We start from the raw sequence: 18,670 nt of genomic DNA, 5'->3' as shown, positions 1-18,670 counted from the left end.
CCGCGCACGGCCCATCCGGCATCGCTGGCAACGGCCCCTAAATGGTAAAATCGATGCGGTCGTGTTCCGAGCCGTGGCCCTTATTGTCCGCGGATCGGCACAGATCCTCTAGCGTCACGGTGTCCAGCGCCGCGTCGAAGGTCTGCTCGGCGGCGGCCACCGCCGGCTGCACGACCTCAAGAACGAGCGGCGGCAGAACGATCTCCTGCTCCTCCTCCGCGCCCTCAACGACGCGGACGATCTCGGCCACCGAGATGCGCCGACGCTCGCGGGCCAGTTCATAGCCCCCGCGGGGGCCGCGCACCCCCTTCAGGACCCCGGCATGAACCAGGGCCTGGAGCACCGGTTCCAGACGGCGAGGGGGCAGTTCGTGACGGGCGGCGAGGGCCTTGGCGGCGACCGGCGCGCCCCGCGCGTGGATTGCCACATCCACGACGGCGGCAATGGCGAGCAGGCTCTTGTCGGATAAACGCGGCATGTGTGTAGCTTCAAGGGTTTGACTGCGCGTGGGTCCCGGTTGAACCAAAACCACCGACGCCGCGTGCAGTTTCTCCTAATTCTCCGTCTTCTTCCAGCTTTATATGCATGACGGGCGCGACCACGAGCTGGGCAATGCGCATTCCTCTTGTGATTTCAAAGGGTGCGGCCGCGTGATTGATGAGGAGGACGAGAATCTCCCCCCGATAATCGGCATCAATGGTGCCTGGTGCGTTCAACACGGTGACGCCATGCTTGAGAGCGAGGCCGGAGCGAGGACGCACCTGCGCCTCATAGCCGGGGGGCAAGGCGAGGCTCAGCGCGGTGGGCACCGCCAGCCATGCGCCGGGGGCCAGCGTCACGGGAGCGTCCTCGGGGACGGCGGCGAGAAGGTCCAGCCCCGCCGCTGCGGCGGTGGCATAGACGGGCAAGGGCAGGCCCGCCCCATGCGGCAGGCGCTGGACGGGTACGGCGAGGGGGGTCATCACAAGGTCTCCGTCAGGGCCGCCGCGATGCGCGCGACGAGCTTGCGTGCCACTTCGGTCTTGGTGGCGGAAGGCCAGTCTTCCACCCCCTCGGCGCTGACCAAATGCACGGTGTTGAGGTCGCCGCCCATGATGCCGGTGGCGGGCGACACGTCATTGGCGACGATCCAGTCGCAGCCCTTGCGCTCGCGCTTGGCGCGGGCATGGGCCACCACATTCTGCGTCTCGGCGGCAAAGCCCACCACCAGGCGCGGCCGCAAGGTGTGGTGGTGGGAGACGGTGGCGAGGATGTCGGGATTTTCCACCAGGTTGAGGCCGGGCGCGCCGGCGCCCTCCTTCTTGATCTTCTGGTCGGAGGCCCCCGCCACACGCCAGTCCGCCACCGCCGCCGCGAACACTGCGGCGTCCATGGGGAGGTGTTCCTCCACGGCCGCCAGCATCTGCGCGGCGGTCTCCACGCGCACCACCTGCACCCCCTTGGGGTCCGGGATCTCCACCGGCCCGGACACCAGCACCACCTCGGCCCCCGCTGCGGCGGCAGCAGCCGCGATGGCGTGGCCCTGCTTGCCGGAGGAGCGGTTGGCGATATAGCGCACGGGATCGATGGGCTCGTGGGTTGGGCCGGACGTGACCAGCAGGCGCCGGCCCTTGAGCAGCGCCGTACCTTCCCCGAAGCGCGCCTCGATGGCGGCGAGGATTTCCATGGGCTCGGCCATGCGCCCCTCGCCGAACTCGCCGCGTTCCGCCATGGCCCCCGAATTGGGGCCAACGAAGGTGACACCGTCTTCCTTCAGGCGCGCCAGATTTCGCCGGGTGGCGGGATGGGCATACATGCGCGGATTCATGGCGGGGGCCATGAGCACCGGCTTGTCGGTGGCAATCAGTGCGGTGGAGGCGAGGTCATCCGCCAGGCCATTGGCGGCCTTGGCCATGAGATCGGCGGTGGCGGGGGCGACCACCACCAGGTCCGCCTCGCGCGAGAGCCGGATATGGCCGATGTCGTGCTCGGCCGTGAGGTCGAACAGATCCGTGAACACCCGCTCGCCGCTGAGCGCGCCCACCGAGAGGGGGGTGACGAAGTGCTGGGCCGACTTGGTGAGGATGGGACGCACGCTCGCCCCGCGTTCCTTCAGGCGGCGGATAAGGTCGAGGCACTTATAGGCTGCGATCCCCCCGCCGATGATCAGCAGAATGCGCCGGTCGTGAAGCATGGGCGGCCTCCCTTTCCGCATCGGCCGAGCGGGCCGGCGGTTTGCCTGTCCTTAACGGAATTTGCCGCCGGTTTCACCCGGCCCGGCCCCCGGTCAGAGCTGAAGGGCGTAATGCACGAAGTCATCCGCCGTGACGAAGCTGTCGTAAAGCCGGCGGGCGGGGTTGGTGTGGCGGGTCAGCCAATGGATCTGCGACCAGCCCTCTTGCTTGCCCCGCGCCACCAGATCCTCGATCAGCGCGCGCCCCACGCCGAGCCCACGGGCCTCCGGCGCCACGAAGAGATCGCCCAGATAGCAGGCGGGGGTGAGGGCCCAGCTGTCTTCATGCAGGACGATGGTGGAAAAGCCGATCAGCGCGCCCTCACGCTCCGCCACGCGCCCCTTCACGGGGGAGGCGGGATCGAGCAGGCGCGTGAAGGTGTGGGCGGTGACAGCGGGAGAAAGCGCGGTCTCGTAAAAGGCGAGATAGCCCGCCCAAAGCTGACGCCAGGGGGCCTCGTCGCCGGGCTCGACGTCGCGCAGTTGAAACGGCTGGGTCATGGTCTGGCGTCCCGGCCCGTCACTTCAAGGCGATCATGAGCAGCGCGGCCGCGATCACCCACAGCGCCGCATTGCCCCAGAAAGCGCGGCGCGCTTCCGCCCGGCCGATCCCCTCCAACGTGTCGGGCGACAGGCGCAGGCCATCGCGCGTCGCCTCGTCCAGCTGGGTGATCACCCGCCCCGTGCGGGTGAGAAGGCCGGGCACGTCGAGAGCGAAGTGCCCGATCTCGCCGAGGCCGGCGCCTGCCTGCTGGAGGCGGCCGGCCGGCCCCAGATTGTTGGCGATCCACTCTTCCACCACCGGTGCGGCGGTGGTCCACATGTTCAATTGCGGGTCGAGAGAGCGGGCGACGCCCTCCACCACCACCATGGTCTTTTGCAGCAGAAGCAGTTCCGGCCGCGTCTTCATGTCGAAGAGGGCAGTCACCTCCAGCAGCAGCGAGAGAAGGCGCGCCATGGAGATCTGCTCGGCGCTGCGCGAATGGATGGGTTCGCCGATGGCGCGGATGGCCTGGGCGAAGTCCTCAACCGAATGGTGGCGGGGCACATAACCCGCCTCGAAATGCACCTGGGCCGTGCGGCGCCAATTGCGGGTGATGAAGCCGTAGAGAATCTCCGCGAGGAACCGCCGCTCGGCGAGGCCGAGGCGCCCCATGATGCCGCAATCCAGCACCACGAGCCGGCCCTGCGCATCCACGAATAGGTTTCCCGGATGCATGTCCGCATGGAAGAAGCCGTCCCGCATGGCCTGGCGCAGGAAGGACTGCATCACCACCCGGGCGAGGTTGGGCAAGTCGTGTCCGGCGCGCTCCAGGGCGGCGCGGTCGGAGAGCCTGATGCCGTCGATCCACTGGGTGGTGAGCACCTCGCGGCTGGAGCGGTCCCAGTCCACGCGCGGCACGTGGATGTCCAGGTCATCGGCGGTGTTCTCCGCCAGCTCCGCATAGGCGGAGGCTTCCAGGCGCAGGTCCATTTCCATGGAGACGGAGCGGGCGAGCGTTTCCACCACCGCCGTGAGGCGCAGCCGACGCGCCTCGGGGGAGACACGCTCGGCGAATTCCGCCAGTCGGCCGAACGAGGCCATGTCGGCGTTGAAGCGATGCGTGATGTCGGGGCGCAGCACCTTCACGGCCACGTCCCGCACCGTGCCGTCGGGGTCGCTCACCTGCGCTTTGTGCACTTCGGCGATGGAGGCGGCGGCCACCGCTGGGCCGAAATAGGAAAAGGCACTGGCGACGGGTCGGTCCAGCGCGTCGGCCACGGTCGCCTCGGCCACCTCCTGTCCGAAGGCGGGCATGCGGTCCTGCAGCACTTCCAGGTCGCGGGCGACCGAGACGCCCACCACGTCGGGGCGTGTCGCGAGGAACTGGCCGAGCTTCACATAAGAAGGACCAAGGCGGCTCAGCGCCGCCGAAAAGCGGGCGGCGCGGGTTCCGGCATCCGGCCGCGCGATCAGGCGGGCGAGGCGCAGGCCCGGCCGCGCGGCCGGGGGCACCGCCGCCGGCGGGACGAGGCTCAGCACGCCTTCCCGGGCGAGCACATATCCGGCCCGCATGAGGCGGGCGGCATCGGCAAGAAGAAAGATCACTCGCACATCCCTCGGCCGGCGCGGGCAAACGCCGCCCGCCGCGCTCGATCATGGTGAATGGACAGGCCCGTTCGCGGACCATGCCCCAATCCGTCCCGGCGGGTCTTGTTCCGCACGGGTGCGCTCAGATGCGATAGCCTGAATGCAGCGCGACCACGCCGCCGGTCATGAGGGTGTAGTCCACGCGCTTCAGCCCGGCATCGCGCATCATCTGGGCGAAGGCCTCGGGCGGGGGGAAGCGGCGGATGGATTCCACCAGGTAGCGATAGGGCTCGGCATCCCCCGCCACCCGCCGGCCAATCTCGGGGATCAGCTTGAAGGAGAAGGTGTCGTAGACCTTGTCGAAGATCGGCACGTCGACGCGGGAGAATTCCAGCACCATGACGCGCCCGCCGGGCTTCACCACGCGGCGCATCTCTTCCAGCGCGCGGGAAATGCGGGGCACGTTGCGGATGCCGAAAGCGATGGTTGCGGCATCGAAGCTGCGGTCGGGGAAGGGCAACTCCTCCGCATTGGCTTCGGCAAATTCCACCTGGGCGGCAAGTCCCGCTTTCTCGGCGCGCTCGCGGCCCACGGCCAGCATCTCTTTATTGATGTCGGCCACCACCACGCGGGTGCCCGGCCCTCCGGCGCGCACGGTGCGGAAGGCGATGTCGCCGGTGCCGCCGGCCAGGTCCAGGAGGCGGAAGGGGCGGTCGGACTTGGGCGGCCGCAGCTTGGAAATGAGGGCATCCTTCCAGGCCCGGTGCAGGCCACCGGACATGAGGTCGTTCATGATGTCGTAGCGCCGCGCCACCTTGTGGAACACGTCATCCACCATAGCCTGCTTGTCTTCAAGCGGCACGGTACGAAAGCCGAAATGAGTCTCGGCGGTGTCGGTGGAGGAAGGCTGCATCGGACGTCCTGGCCCATGTCCCGAGAGGATGAGCCGGCGCGGGCGCCCGGCTCCTCGTCTCGATGAAGAGTTCCGGAGGCGGACCGGCCATCGGGCCGGCGGCGTCTCCAGGGACCAGGCGCGGGTGGTCCCCGCTGGCCGGTCCGGGCCGGACCTTACCGGATCGGAGCGGCGGACGCCACGCGGCGGATGCTCCCGCGTGGCGATGTCATCAACGCTTGAGCATCACAGCTTGCGGGCCCAGCGGCGGGCCTTGGCGGTGGCGCTTTCCACATTGTCCAGCTCGTCGAGCGGCAGCAGTTCCAGTTCCAGGAACCCTTCGCCATCGCGCGACCGGCGCCGGCTGCCCCCAGTGTCCTGGGAGAAAGACCTGCGCTGGCGACGGGCTTCGATTTCCTCCCGCATGGGGAAGATCGGGACATGAATGGTGAGGGTCATGGCGATCTCCGAAATCGTTAACACCGGCTTAACGCGCTTTACTCATCCGCAAATGATCGAAGCTTGTTCACCGAAGGTGTAGTGCCTCAGATCTCTTGCTGCGACGCGTAAAGAACGCCATCGGATCGGGGCGAATATGGGGCGCCGATTGGGGCGAACGGAGATCATCCCAAGGCGATGTCTCGGCCTGGGGATAGTCATACTTAGTTAACTATAAAAGCTATTCTGCTGCCGTGCGAGAAAGACGCCACTGGGCGAGGAGCGCGCGCAACGCGGCCGGCTTCAGTGGCTTGTTCAGCACCGTCATATCCGCCGCCTCGGCCGCCTCGCGTACCTTGCGGGTGCGGTCGGCGGTGATGAGCACCGCCGGTAATTTGCCCAGTTTCCAGCGCAGCCCCGTGACCGCCTCAATCCCGTGTCCGCCATCGAGGTGATAGTCGATCAGGATCACGTCAGGCTTGGCCTTCGCTGCCTTCACCTCGCGCAAGGCGGCTGCGGCATTGGGCGCCTTGATGACGTGGCAGCCCCAGCCGGTGAGCAAGGTCTCCATGCCGTCGAGAATGGCTGCCTCATTGTCGATGGCCAGGATGACGAGGCCTTGCAGCGGCGTGGTTGCGCCCGCCGGCCGTGTCGGCTCTGTCTTCGCCTCAGGCAGAGGAGCAGTGACCGGCAATTCCACCGAAAAGCTCGACCCCTTACCCGCCGCGGATCTGACTGTGACCGGATGCTCCAGGACCCGGCCAATGCGCTCCACGATGGACAGGCCAAGGCCGAGCCCCCGCGCTTCCCGCGCACCCTGGTCAAGGCGCTGGAATTCCTGGAACACCAATTTGTGCTTGGAGCGGGGAATGCCCATTCCGGTATCGATGACCTCCACCCGCACCTTGCCGCGCCGCCGGCGGCAGCCGACGAGCACCCGGCCCTTGGGTGTGTACTTGATAGCGTTGGAGATGAGGTTCTGAAGCAGCCGGCGCAGCAGGCGCCGATCGGACCGCACGGTGAGGGAAGTGGGCACCACCGTCAGGTCCAGATTCTTTTCCGCCGCCAGGGGCGCGAATTCCAACTCCAGTTGCTTGAGCACCTCGCCGAGGCGGAACGGGGCGATCTCCGGGCGCATGGCGCCGCTGTCGAGGCGGGAAATGTCCAGGAGGGCGCCAAGGATCTCCTCCACCGCCTCGAGCGAGGAATCGATGTTGACTGCAAGGCGCGCCTCGTCCTTGCCTTCCGCCCGTTCCACCAAGCTCGTCACATAGAGCCGCGCCGCATTGAGCGGCTGGAGGATGTCGTGGCTGGCGGCGGCGAGAAAACGCGTCTTGGAGACGTTGGCCTCATCGGCGACCGCGCGAGCCTTTTCGAGCGCATGGTTCAACTGCTCCAGCTGCTCCGTGCGCTCACGCACCCGCCGCTCCAGCGTCTCATTGGCCCGCTCCAGCGCCTCTTCCGCCTGCACGGAGGCGGTGATGTCGGTAAAGGTCACGACGATGCCGCCATCAGGCATGGGGTCCGAGCGGGCCTCGATGGTGGCGGTGTCGCGCTGGAGGCGCTCGTGGGACGTGCCGCAAGGCATGGAATAGCGGGCGAGGCGGGCATCGAGGGTATCGGTGCTCTCCTCGTCCTCCGCATGGGCGTGGCTGAGGATGTCACGGAGCGGCACACCCACTGAATAGCATTCCGGCGGCAGGTCCAGCATGGCGCCGAATTGGCGATTCCAGCAGACGAGGCGCAGGTCGCGGTCGAACACGGCGATGCCCTGTCCCACATGGTCGATGGCGTTCTGGAGCAGCTCGCGATTGTACTGGATGGCGGCGGAGGCATCGTCCAGGAGCTTCAGCGCCGCCTTGGTGGACACCGCGCGCTTGCGCAACAGGAGCGACAGAACCAGTCGCGACGAAGCCGCCCCGATGGCGGAGGCCAAGAGCCGCTCCGCATAGCGCACCAATTGGGCGTCCGCCTCGTGGCGCGGGTCGAGCCGCAGGCCGCTGGACTTGGCGAAGCTGTCAAAAGCCGAGCGGGCCCGGTCGGCGCCGAGGTAGCGCGCCACGGTGGCGATCAGCTCTTCAACCGTCACCGCCGAGCGCCAACGCCGGAAGGAGGGGCGCACGGCCACCTCGGAGTTCAGGAACAGCCCCGCCTGCACCTGCTCGATGGCCGAGGGACGCGTCACCAGCGAGACCACAACCAGGAGTAAGGTGTTGAGTCCCAAGCTCCACACCACACCGTGGGCGAGGGGCGTCGCCGAAAGGCCGAACAGACCGGTGGGGCGCAGGAAAGACAGGCCGAAGGGACCGTGCTCCACAAAGGTGCGGCTCACGAGGCCGGCTTCGGCAAGGGTCGGCAGAAGGAGCGTGTAGGCCCACACGGATATGCCGGCCAGGATGGCCCAGATGGCGCCCTTGGCGGTGGCCCGGCGCCAGGTCAGGCCGGCCGCGAAGGCGGGCCCCACCTGTGCGATGGCGGCGAAGGAAAGAAGGCCGATCTGGGCCAGCTGTACATCGCCGGTGGTGCGATAGTAGAGATAGACCAGAAGCAGGATGACGAAGATGGCGGCCCGGCGCACCAGCAGCAGGGTCGCCACCATATCGTGCCGGGTTTGCCCGCTCTCGCCCCGGTTCGCCCGGCGCCGCAGCATGAGGGGCATGACCAGGTCGTTGGAGACCATGATGGCCAGCGCCACCGATTCCACGATCACCATGGCGGTTGCCGCCGAGAGCCCCCCCACGAAAGCCAGCAGCGCGAGCGATTCCGAACCGGCGGCCAGCGGAACAGCCAGGACGAACACGTCCGGGTCCACCGTCTGGAGCGGGAACAGAACCATGCCCGCCACCGCCAGCGGCACCACGAAGAGATTGATGAGGATGAGATAGAGCGGGAACAGCCACCGCGCCCGCTTGATCTCGGAGATGCCCTTGTTCTCCACCACGGCAACATGAAACTGCCGCGGCAGCAGGATGAAAGCCCCGGCCGAGAGCACCGTCATGGTCAGCCAGCTCTCCAGCGACGAACCATGTTCGAACGGCGCGAGCATGCTCATCTCGCGGGCGGCGTAGAAGAGGGTGGAGGGGCCGTCGAACAGAAAGAAGGTGACGAAGACGCCCACCGCCAGGAACGCCACCAGCTTGACGATGGATTCGGTCGCCACCGCCAGCATCAGGCCTTCCTGATGCTCGGTGGCATCCGTGTGGCGCGTGCCGAACAGAACGGCGAAGGCCGCCATGGCCAGCGCCACGAAAAGAGCGAGGTCGCCGCCGATGGAGCCGGCAGGGGCCGGCCCGCCCACATTCCCCAGCACTGCCGCCAGCGAGGAGGACACCGCCTTCAATTGCAGCGAGATGTAGGGAATGGAGCCGACGATGGCCACCACCGTCACCAGCGCCGCGATGCCCTGGTGCTTGCCATAGCGGGCGGCGAGGAAGTCGGCGATGGAGGTGATGTTCTGGGACTTGGCCAGGGTCACGATGCGCATCAGCACAGGGCTTGCCGCCGCGATCACGAGGATCGGCCCCACATAGATGGTCAGGAAGTCAAAGCCCTGGGTCGTGGCAAGGCCCACCGACCCGAAGAAGGTCCAGGAGGTGCAATAGACCGCCAGGGACAGGGAATAGATGAGCGGCCGCGGCGCTGACTTGTCTTCGGTTGAACGCCGCCGGTCGCCGAAGCTCGCCACGGCGAAGAGCAGGCCGATATAGGCCAGCGCAGCGAAGACGACGACCCAGCCTTGAAGCATGTCCCCCATCTCTCCCCCGGTCTCGTCCCGTGCCGGGGCTGCTCTCACCTCACACCCGGGCGCGCCCGATGTCCAGCGGCGGGAAGGGCGGCATCTTGGCCGTGGGCGAGGGTGAGGGGATCAGCCTGGCGCCAGGGTCCGCAGGGACTGCTTCTCGCGCCGCCGCTGCACCGAGGAGGCGATGTTCATGCTCTCCCGATACTTGGCCACCGTCCGCCGGGCGATGTCGATGCCGTCGTCCTTCAGCTTCTGGACCAGGGTGTCGTCCGAGAGGATGTCGTCCGGGCTTTCCTGGTCGATCAGGCTCTTGATGCGATGGCGCACGGCTTCCGCCGAATGGGCCTCGCCTCCCCCGGAGGCGGCGATGGCGGAGGAGAAGAAGAATTTCAGCTCCATCACGCCGCGTGGCGTGGAGATGTATTTGTTTGAGGTCACCCGCGAGACGGTGGATTCGTGCATGCCGATGGCATCGGCCACGGTGCGCAGGTTCAAGGGGCGCAGGTGGCGCACGCCATGGTCGAGAAAGGCCTCCTGCTGGCGCACGATCTCGCTTGCAACCTTCAGGATGGTGCGGGCGCGCTGGTCAAGCGAGCGCGTCAGCCAGCTGGCGCTCTGGAGGCAGTCCGCGAGGAAGCTCTTCTCCTTCGGGGAGCGGGCGGCCCGCGCCACGGTGGCGTGATAGGTCTGGTTGACCAGCACGCGGGGCAGGGTCTCCGAATTCAGCTCCACCAGCCAGGAGCCGTCGGAGGCCGGGCGCACGAACACATCCGGAACGAGGGGGTGCACGACGCCGCCGCCGAAGACGAGGCCGGGCTTGGGGTCCAGGCGCCGGATCTCGCCGATCATGTCGGCCAGATCCTCGTTGTCCACGCCGCAGAGGCGCTTCAACGCATTGCGGTCATGGCGGGCGAGCAGGTCGAGATGGTCGAGCAGGGCCTGCATGGCCGGGTCGCAGCGATCCTTCTCGCGCAATTGGATGCCGAGGCATTCGGACAGCGTGCGGGCGCCGACGCCGGAGGGCTCGAAGGTCTGGATGAGGCGCAGCACCTCCTCCACCTCCGCGACGCTCGCCTCCAGCATGGCGGCCACCGCCTCGATGTCGCCCGTAAAATAGCCGGTCTCGTCGATGAGGCCGATCAGGTTGATGCCGATGAGGCGGCGGGCGGGATCGGTCTCCGCCACCGCGAGCTGGGCTTCCAGATGGTCGGCGAGGGTGGTCTGCGAGGCGAGGAAGGCCTCGGGATTATAGTCGTCGCCCCGCTCGCCGCCGCCCCAGTCCACCGCAGAAGGGGCGCTGCTGGCGCCCGGGCGCTCGGCAGGGGCGTCGTCGGGGAACAGGTTGCCCAGATCGGTATCGAGTCGGGTTTCCATGGAAGCGCGGCTCGGCTCCTCGCCGGCTTCCATCCAGTCGCCAGTCCGCGGCGCCTCGTCCGCCACGGGCGCGGGCGTCGGTTCGGCGCCGCCGTCAGCCCCGTCTCCCTCAACGATGCGCTCCAGCAGCGGATTGCGCTCCAGCTCCGCTTCCACATAGGCCACAAGTTCGACGTTGGAGAGTTGCAGCAGCTTGATGGCCTGCATCAATTGCGGCGTCATCACCAGCGACTGGCTCTGGCGGAACTCCATCTTGGGCGAAAGGGCCATCAGCGCGCGCTCCCCCCTGCCGCGCCGCGGCGATCCAGCAGGCAGAGAAGGCACACGTGGGTCGTCATAGGCGGAACTCTTCCCCGAGATAGAGCCGACGCACATCCGGGCTGTTCACGATGGAATCCGGGTCACCTTCCATCAGCACGGTGCCGGAATGGATGATGTAGGCGCGGTCAATGAGGCCGAGCGTCTCGCGCACATTGTGGTCGGTGATCAGCACGCCGATGCCGCGCGAGGTCAGGTGGCGCACCAAAGACTGGATGTCACCCACGGCGATCGGGTCGATGCCGGCGAAGGGTTCGTCCAACAGCATGAAGGCGGGGCGGCTGGCCAGCGCCCGGGCGATCTCTACGCGCCGCCGCTCCCCGCCCGACAAGGCGATGGACGGAGACTTGCGAACGTGGGTGATCTTGAACTCCTCAAGGAGGGCTTCCATTTCCTCCTTGCGGCGGCGGCGGTTGGGCTCGCTCACCTCGAGCACCGCCATGATGTTGCCCTCCACCGTCAGGCCCCGGAAGATGGAGGCCTCTTGCGGCAGGTAGCCGATGCCGAGCCGCGCCCGCTGGTACATGGGCATGGGCGTGACATCGTGGCCTTCCAGCTCGATGCGCCCGGCATCGGCCTTCACAAGGCCCGTAATCATGTAGAAGACGGTGGTCTTGCCGGCGCCATTGGGGCCGAGCAGGCCGACGGCCTCGCCGCGACGCACATTCACCGAGACATCCCGCACCACTTTGCGCCCGCCATAACTCTTGGCGAGGCCGAAGGCGGCAAGGGAGACGGCAGCGGCATCTTCGTGAGGCACGCCATAGCCGAGGGTGTCCTCGGCCTCGTGGTCCGCGACGGCGGCGTCGTAATCGTCGAACGCTGCGGCGTCCGTCGGGAGCTGGGCCTCGCCCTTGCCCTGTCGCTTGCCGCCGAAGATGGGAAGAAAACTCACACACGCCTCCGGGCCAATGTCCCTCTGACGGTGCTCAGTCTTTCCCTCGCGGGCTGAGTTTGCAACATGCAAAATTCAGGCCGCCGGTAAAAAGCGCCGATTGCGACAAAGTGCCCGAGTTCGGCAGGTTGAGCCGCTCATGCGGCTCAACGCCATCCGGGAGCAGCGCCATCGTCGGTGCCCAACCTTCCCAAGGTCGGGCGCGGCGTAGCGTCCATGCTCACCGGGCGCCGGCACGCCGCCGCCAGATCGCGGCGCGTCTGCCGCCTCAGTTCGCGCCTATCGCTTCGGCGCGCCGGTCTGGCCGGCCGGGGCACCATTGGGCGGCGGCTTCACCGAGCCCGGCACGATCAGGCTTTCCACGCGGCCGCCCTCGATCTTGGAGACGCCGGTGATGAGATCCACCGTCAGCTTCTGCCCACGGACCACGTTGGGACCCTGTGTGAGAACCACCGGCTTGCCGGTCAACACCACAGTGTTCGACTTCATCTCGAACGTGCCGGTCTCGCCGGTGGCGGTCTGCTCCTTGGTCTGGACCAGCACCCCGCCCTTGGCCTCAATGCGCTTGATCTGGCCGTTCTGGGTGGGTTGCCCGTCCGCCGGGGCGGCGGAGCCCTCATAGAAGACCAGCAGCTCGGGCGAACGCATGGTGGTGTCGCCCTGGGTCACGATGACATTGCCGGAGAACAAGGCGGTCTTTTCCTTGTCTTTCACCTCAAGCGAATTGGAGGTGATGCGCACCGGCTGGTCGCGGTTGGTGGCGAAGCCCTGGAGCGCGTTGGGGACGCTCCCCGCGCCTTTCGGCTGGGCCATCGCGCCTGTGGCCGGCGCGGCCAGCGCGGCGCTGAGCACGAGAACGCTAAGGGCCCACTTCATCGCTTTCCTCCCGCAGGCGGCGCGGCCTGCGCCGGGTTGCCGGACGCGGGGGCTCCCGCTCCGGGCTTCGCGCCCTGTTGAGCAGCTCCGTTCACGGACTGCGCATTGGACATGTCCGACGGGCGGAAGTCCAATTGCACATTGCCCTCGAACAGCGCCCGGTTTCCCCGGTCGCTCACCGTCATCTTGTCCGCCACCAGCTTGGCGTCCCGAAAGGTCAGAACCACCGGGTTCTGGGTGACCACACTGCCCGCCTTGGCATCGATGGCTGCATCCTTCAGATGCCCCACATAGCCGGCGTTGGTCTCGAACTCCACCCCACCTTGCAGCGTAATATATTGTCGTTTCGGAAACATGGTACCCGTGGCGGAGGTCAGCTTTGCCCAACCCTTGTTGGCGAGCTCCATCTGGGCATGGATGTCCTGCAGGTCGACCTCATCGGGATTGGTCAGGTCCTGCGAGGCAGTGGCTGCGGTCACCACATAGGCGCGATTGTCATCCGTGAAGCCGGACAGCTTCGGCGATTCCATGGTCAGCCGTGTGCCGTTCAGGCGCAGCGCGCCCATCTGGAAGGGCAACTGGAACTGCAGGGAGAATTGCTGGATCAGCGGCACGGCGACCATGGCCGCGAGCGCCCCCGCCACCAGCACGGGCAGGGCGCGCTTGGCGAAGCGCACGCGGGCGCTGTGCCGCAGGGCGCGCCGGAAGTCCGTCGCCTGTCGGGCCGAAAAATTCGCGCCCTCCCGTCGCTCCGGGGCATTTGCAGCCTCGTCATGGCTCATGAAATTCGATCCGCCATCGCATCCGGCTCCTGCCCGTCGTTCAAAACAGGCCCGCACCGGTGCGCACGCCTCTCGCCCCGGTGTCAGAATGGTCCAAAACGCCTTCCGCGCGCAAGTCGCTGCACTGCATCAAGAATGCGAGAAGATGTCCTCCTCGTCCCAGCCGGCCAAGTCAAGGGCGGCCCGGGTGGGCAGGAATTGGAAGCAATCCTGGGCCATTTGGGTGCGTCCCTCGCGCTCCAGCATGGCCTCAAGCTTCGCCTTGCAGGCATGGAGGTGGAGCACGTCCGAGGCGGCATAGGCGAGCTGGGCATCGGTGAGATCGGCGGCCGCCCAGTCTGAGCTCTGCTGCTGCTTGGAGAGGTCGACGCCGAGGAGTTCGCGCACCAGATCCTTGAGGCCGTGGCGGTCGGTATAGGTCCGGGTCAGCCGGGAGGCGATCTTGGTGCAGAACAGGGGGGCCGTGACCACGCCAAATGTGTGCTTGAGCACCGCCACGTCAAAGCGGGCGAAGTGGAACAGCTTCACCACCTTCGGGTCGGCCAGCATGCGCACCAGGTTTGGCGCGGTCTCGGCGCCAGCCCCGCGGGGCACCTGGACAAGGTCGGCAGTGCCGTCGCCATTGGAGATCTGCACCAGGCAGAGCCGGTCGCGCAGCGGGTTGAGGCCGAGGGTCTCGGTGTCGATGGCCACGACGGGCGCGGCGACAAAGTCCGCGGGCAGGTCGCCGCGGTGCAGACGGATGGTCATCACTGCATCTTCTTGGAAAGGATCGAAAGCGCTTTTACCGGAGGCGGAAGGACGTGTCGATGGCTGTGCCAGAGCCGGATCCGAGCGCATTGAATCACATGGCGCTCCCATGCGATCGGTGAATTCGCCTCTGTTCAATAAGTTGGAGCGTGATTTACCGACCCGATGGAACCGTCTTGAGGTTCCAGCGGGAAGGATCGCGCTCACGCGCCCGCGCGAGATCGACCCCGTGGAAGCGCGCTATCTCTTTGTTTCAAAAGATTTCCTTTACGCGAAACGGTTCCCGCGTCATTCGAATGTGCTTTAACAGAGCGCCTCATTTCACGGAGACCTGCTGATGTCCGTCAGGAGCGTGTGGATCGCGAGCTTCGCGGTTGCAGGGTTAAGCTGTCTGGCTTTGCCGGCGTTCGCCCAGGAGGTGCCGCCCGGAAGCTATCTGGAATCCTGCCGCGAGGTCCGGGTCGTGGCGGGTTGGTTGCGCGCATCCTGCCAGGACCGGTCCGGCCGGTGGGTGGAAGCGACCACCGCGCCCGGCTGGTGTTCCCCCGGCAACGACATCGCCAATGAGGATGGCCGGCTGGTGTGCAAATCTTCCGGCTGGGGTGGATCGTCCTCCGGTTGGGGCGGGTCTTCTTCAGGCTGGGGCAGCTCGCCCTCGCGTCCGGCTCCCCCTCCGCCGTCCTACAACAACGACCGGCCCCCGCCCGGCTCCTACATGGCCAGCTGCCGGGACATTCGCGTGTCCGCCGGCTGGTTGAAGGCCACCTGCCAGGACAGCAAGGGCCGCTGGGTGGATGCAACCACCGCCGTCAGCTGGTGCAGCCCTGGGCGCGACATCGCCAATATCGACGGGCGCCTGACCTGCCGGTGACGTCGGGGAGCGCCAGGCAAAAGAAAACCGCCGGCCCGTGGGCCGGCGGCGCGTCGTCTTCGCGATGCGTGTAGGCGCCGATCAGCGCCGCAGGCTCTTCACGTCGCGCACCGCGCCGCGGGCGGCCGACGTGGTAAGGGCCGCATAGGCCTGGAGGGCCTGGGAGACCACGCGCTTGCGGTTGGCGGGCGTCCAGGCGGCATCGCCCTTGGCCTCCATGGCGGCCCGGCGATTGGCCAGCTCCTCGGCGGTGACCTTCAGGTTGATGGAGCGGTTGGGGATGTCGATCTCGATCACGTCCCCTTCCTCCACCAGGCCGATGGCCCCGCCCTCGGCCGCCTCGGGGGAGACGTGGCCGATGGACAGGCCCGAGGAGCCGCCGGAGAAGCGCCCGTCGGTGACGAGGGCGCAGGCCTTTCCGAGGCCCTTCGACTTCAGATAGGAGGTTGGATAGAGCATTTCCTGCATGCCGGGGCCGCCGCGCGGACCCTCATAGCGGATCAGCACGATGTCGCCGGGCACGATCTTGCCGGTGGACAGGATGGCTTCCACCGAGGCGTCCTGGCTCTCGAACACCCGCGCCCTGCCGGTGAAGGTGAGGATGGAAGCGTCCACGCCTGCCGTCTTCACGATGCAGCCGTCCTCGGCGATGTTGCCGTAGAGCACCGCGAGGCCGCCATCCTTGGAATAGGCGTGCTCGGCGCTGCGGATGACGCCCTTCTCCCGGTCGAGGTCCAGGTCGTCCCAGCGGCGGGACTGGCTGAAGGCCACCTGCGTGGGCACGCCACCGGGGGCGGCGCGATAGAAGGTCTGCACCTGGTCCGACTTGGTGCGAACCACGTCCCAGCGCTCCAGCGCGTCGGCGATGCTGGGGGCATGGACGGTGGGCAGGTCGGTGTGGATGAGGCCGGCGCGGTCGAGTTCGCCGAGGATGGCCATGATGCCACCGGCCCTGTGCACGTCTTCCATATGGATGTTGGCGACGGCGGGAGCCACCTTGCAGAGCACGGGCACCTTGCGGGAGAGTCGGTCGATGTCCGCCATGGTGAAGGGCACTTCGCCCTCATTGGCGGCGGCCAGCAGGTGCAGCACCGTGTTGGTGGAGCCGCCCATGGAGATGTCGAGCGTCATGGCGTTCTCGAACGCCTTGAAGGAGGCCACCGCGCGGGGCAGCACGCTGGCATCGTCCTGCTCGTAATAGCGACGGGCCAGATCCACGATCAGGTGGCCCGCTTCCACGAACAGGCGCTCGCGGTCCGCATGGGTGGCGAGCACCGAGCCGTTGCCGGGCAGCGCGAGGCCAAGGGCCTCGGTGAGGCAGTTCATGGAATTGGCGGTGAACATGCCGGAGCAGGAGCCGCAGGTCGGGCAGGCCGAGCGCTCCATCACCTTCACGTCTTCATCACTCACCCGGTCGTCGGCAGCGGCGACCATGGCGTCGATGAGGTCCACCTTCTTCTCGCCGGTGGAGAGCAGCACCTTGCCGGCCTCCATGGGGCCGCCCGAGACGAATACGGCGGGGATGTTGAGGCGCATGGCGGCCATCAGCATGCCGGGCGTGATCTTGTCGCAATTGGAGATGCAGACCATGGCGTCGGCGCAGTGCGCGTTGACCATGTACTCCACGCTGTCGGCGATGATCTCGCGGGAGGGCAGCGAATAGAGCATGCCATCATGGCCCATGGCGATGCCGTCATCCACCGCGATGGTGTTGAATTCCTTGGCGACGCCCCCCGCCTTCTCGATCTCGCGGGCCACCAGCTGGCCGAGATCCTTGAGGTGCACATGGCCGGGCACGAATTGCGTGAAGGAATTCACCACCGCGATGATCGGCTTGCCGAAATCCCCGTCCTTCATGCCCGTGGCCCGCCAGAGTCCGCGGGCTCCCGCCATGTTGCGGCCGTGGGTCGAGGTGCGCGAGCGATACTGGGGCATGTCCTCTTGCCTTTTATGTCCGGCGCAGGATGGCCTGCGCAACAATTTGAGCGAGGCTCTTTTAGAGCGATTTTGAACGAAGTTAAATCAATTCGGGCGGCGCATCTGCCGCCTCAGACCATGCGCGGGGCGCAGCCCTGTCGGGACGACGCCCGCCCCAATCCTCAGTCGAGCCGCGTGCCGTTGGCCTCCAGCACTGCGCCCGCCAGGTAAAGCGAGCCGCAGATGAGGACGCGGGGCGGGGGGAGGGTGGGGATCTCGCCCAATTGGTCGAGGGCCGCGCCCACGTCGCGCGCGACGGAGGCGGCAAGGCCGAGCGCCTTGGCAGCTTCGGCCACGTCCTCGGCGGCGAGGCCCTTATGGTCGCCCGGCACGGGCACGGCGATCACTTCACGGGCAAGGCCGATGAAGGAGGACAGGAAGCCGGACACATCCTTGCTGCCGAGCATGCCGACGATAAGCACCAGGGGGCGCTGGTAGCGTTCCTCCAGTTCCACCAGCGCACCGGCAATGGCGGTGCCGCCGGCGGCATTGTGGCCCCCATCCAGCCAGAGCTCCACTCCAGCCGGGGCACGGGCGGTGAGCGCGCCGGCGGGCAGGCGCTGCATGCGGGCGGGCCATTCGGCATTGCGCAGGCCCTGCTCGATGGTGGCGGCAGGCAGGCGCAAAGCGGGCACGGCCCGCAGCGCGGCAACGGCAAGGCCCGCATTGTCGATCTGGTGGGCACCCATCAGGCGCGGGCGGGGCAGATCCAGGAGTCCGTCCTCGTCCGCATAGACGATCCGTCCGCCTTCCTCATGCACCGTCCATTGCTCACCGCGGATGAAGAGCGGCGCCCGGCTGCGCGCCGCCACCCGCTCGATGACCTTGAGCGCGCCTGGCGTCTGGGCGCCCAGCACCACGGGCACGCGGGGCTTGATGATGCCGGCCTTTTCGCCGGCAATCTGCTCCACGGTGGGACCGAGGAAGTCCACATGGTCGATGGAGACAGGCGTGATGACGCTGACCGCTGGCGCGTCCACCACATTGGTGGCGTCCAGCCTGCCGCCGAGGCCCACTTCCAGCAGCAGGACGTCGGCAGCGACTTCCGAGAATAGGACCAGGGCCGCGACCGTGGTGATCTCGAACAAGGTGATGGGCGACCCGTCATTGGCCGCCGCCACCCGGTCGAGCGCCTCGGAGAGCTGGGCGTCTTCCACCAGGCGACCGGCCAGGCGGATGCGCTCGTTGAAGCGCACCAGATGGGGGGAGGTATAGACATGCACGCGCCGCCCCGCCGCTTCCAGCGCGGCGCGCATGAAGGCGATGGTGGAGCCCTTGCCGTTGGTGCCGGCCACATGAACCACCGGCGGCAGGCGGTGCTGCGGGTTGCCCAGCGCCTCCAGCAGGCGGTGCACCCGGTCCAGCGACAGGTCGATGCGCTTGGGGTGGAGCGCGGACAGGCGCTCCAATATGGCGTCGGGCGCGTCGATGCGCCGGGGCAGGGCCATGGACCTAGCCTCGCAAGGGCAGAA

16 protein-coding genes are annotated in these 18,670 nt (G+C 67.4%); 1 reads left to right on the top strand and 15 read right to left on the bottom strand.

The genetic code is table 11. The features are described from left to right. Nucleotides 1–37 precede the first annotated feature (37 nt). The 13 genes from PV781_RS14120 to PV781_RS14060 form a co-directional block, all read right to left on the bottom strand. Entirely contained in the window at nt 38–478 is a 441-nt protein-coding gene (locus PV781_RS14120; protein ID WP_274776268.1) for an RrF2 family transcriptional regulator, read from the bottom strand. A 10-nt stretch (nt 479–488) separates the two neighbouring features. Then, nucleotides 489–962 (bottom strand): dUTP diphosphatase, encoded by a 474-nt coding sequence (gene dut, locus PV781_RS14115; RefSeq protein WP_425532401.1) that lies wholly within the window; start codon nt 960–962, stop codon nt 489–491. Next, entirely contained in the window at nt 962–2,173 is a 1,212-nt protein-coding gene (coaBC, locus tag PV781_RS14110; RefSeq protein ID WP_274776266.1) for a bifunctional phosphopantothenoylcysteine decarboxylase/phosphopantothenate--cysteine ligase CoaBC, read from the bottom strand. The genes dut and coaBC overlap by 1 nt, the downstream gene beginning before the upstream one ends. Nucleotides 2,174–2,266: 93 nt before the next feature. Continuing rightward, nucleotides 2,267–2,713 (bottom strand): GNAT family N-acetyltransferase, encoded by a 447-nt coding sequence (locus PV781_RS14105; RefSeq protein WP_274776265.1) that lies wholly within the window; start codon nt 2,711–2,713, stop codon nt 2,267–2,269. Nucleotides 2,714–2,732: 19 nt separating this feature from the next. Then, complete coding sequence (ubiB, locus tag PV781_RS14100) at nt 2,733–4,268, bottom strand: 2-polyprenylphenol 6-hydroxylase (protein WP_274776489.1); 1,536 nt, start codon at nt 4,266–4,268, stop codon at nt 2,733–2,735. A gap of 157 nt (nt 4,269–4,425) precedes the next feature. Further along, nucleotides 4,426–5,196: a bifunctional demethylmenaquinone methyltransferase/2-methoxy-6-polyprenyl-1,4-benzoquinol methylase UbiE gene (ubiE, locus tag PV781_RS14095; RefSeq protein ID WP_274776264.1), complete on the bottom strand. Its 771-nt coding sequence runs from the start codon at nt 5,194–5,196 to the stop codon at nt 4,426–4,428. A 225-nt stretch (nt 5,197–5,421) separates the two neighbouring features. Further along, nucleotides 5,422–5,634 (bottom strand): hypothetical protein, encoded by a 213-nt coding sequence (locus PV781_RS14090; RefSeq protein WP_274776263.1) that lies wholly within the window; start codon nt 5,632–5,634, stop codon nt 5,422–5,424. A 220-nt stretch (nt 5,635–5,854) separates the two neighbouring features. After that, on the bottom strand, nt 5,855–9,358 hold the full coding sequence (locus PV781_RS14085) for a PAS domain-containing hybrid sensor histidine kinase/response regulator (RefSeq protein WP_274776262.1): 3,504 nt from the start codon (nt 9,356–9,358) through the stop codon (nt 5,855–5,857). A 120-nt stretch (nt 9,359–9,478) separates the two neighbouring features. Next, nucleotides 9,479–10,999 carry an RNA polymerase factor sigma-54 gene (gene rpoN / locus PV781_RS14080; RefSeq protein ID WP_274776261.1) on the bottom strand — a complete coding sequence of 507 codons (1,521 nt, stop codon included), beginning with the start codon at nt 10,997–10,999 and terminating at the stop codon, nt 9,479–9,481. A gap of 64 nt (nt 11,000–11,063) precedes the next feature. Continuing rightward, nucleotides 11,064–11,942, bottom strand: a complete 879-nt coding sequence (gene lptB / locus PV781_RS14075) for an LPS export ABC transporter ATP-binding protein (RefSeq protein ID WP_274776260.1) — start codon at nt 11,940–11,942, stop codon at nt 11,064–11,066. Nucleotides 11,943–12,221: 279 nt separating this feature from the next. Next, nucleotides 12,222–12,818 (bottom strand): LptA/OstA family protein, encoded by a 597-nt coding sequence (locus PV781_RS14070; RefSeq protein WP_274776259.1) that lies wholly within the window; start codon nt 12,816–12,818, stop codon nt 12,222–12,224. After that, nucleotides 12,815–13,600, bottom strand: coding sequence for a hypothetical protein (locus PV781_RS14065; protein WP_274776258.1), 786 nt, complete (start codon nt 13,598–13,600; stop codon nt 12,815–12,817). The genes PV781_RS14070 and PV781_RS14065 overlap by 4 nt, the downstream gene beginning before the upstream one ends. Nucleotides 13,601–13,729: 129 nt before the next feature. Beyond that, a complete protein-coding gene (locus tag PV781_RS14060) occupies nt 13,730–14,350 on the bottom strand; it encodes a ribonuclease D (RefSeq protein WP_274776257.1) in 621 nt (206 codons plus the stop codon). Nucleotides 14,351–14,687: 337 nt separating this feature from the next. On the opposite strand from PV781_RS14060, the gene PV781_RS14055 reads away from it, so the two are divergent. Then, nucleotides 14,688–15,221 carry a hypothetical protein gene (locus PV781_RS14055; protein ID WP_274776256.1) on the top strand — a complete coding sequence of 178 codons (534 nt, stop codon included), beginning with the start codon at nt 14,688–14,690 and terminating at the stop codon, nt 15,219–15,221. A gap of 81 nt (nt 15,222–15,302) precedes the next feature. On the opposite strand, the gene ilvD is transcribed toward PV781_RS14055, so the two are convergent. Together ilvD and PV781_RS14045 are read right to left on the bottom strand one after the other, a co-directional pair. Then, entirely contained in the window at nt 15,303–17,156 is a 1,854-nt protein-coding gene (gene ilvD / locus PV781_RS14050) for a dihydroxy-acid dehydratase (RefSeq protein ID WP_274776255.1), read from the bottom strand. A gap of 164 nt (nt 17,157–17,320) precedes the next feature. Beyond that, nucleotides 17,321–18,646, bottom strand: a complete 1,326-nt coding sequence (locus PV781_RS14045; RefSeq protein ID WP_274776254.1) for a bifunctional folylpolyglutamate synthase/dihydrofolate synthase — start codon at nt 18,644–18,646, stop codon at nt 17,321–17,323. Nucleotides 18,647–18,670 lie beyond the last annotated feature (24 nt).

The sequence above is a fragment of the Aquabacter sediminis genome (assembly GCF_028863665.1).
In the GTDB taxonomy this organism is placed as follows: domain Bacteria; phylum Pseudomonadota; class Alphaproteobacteria; order Rhizobiales; family Xanthobacteraceae; genus L1I39.
This window is presented reverse-complemented; position numbering and strand designations above follow the sequence as displayed.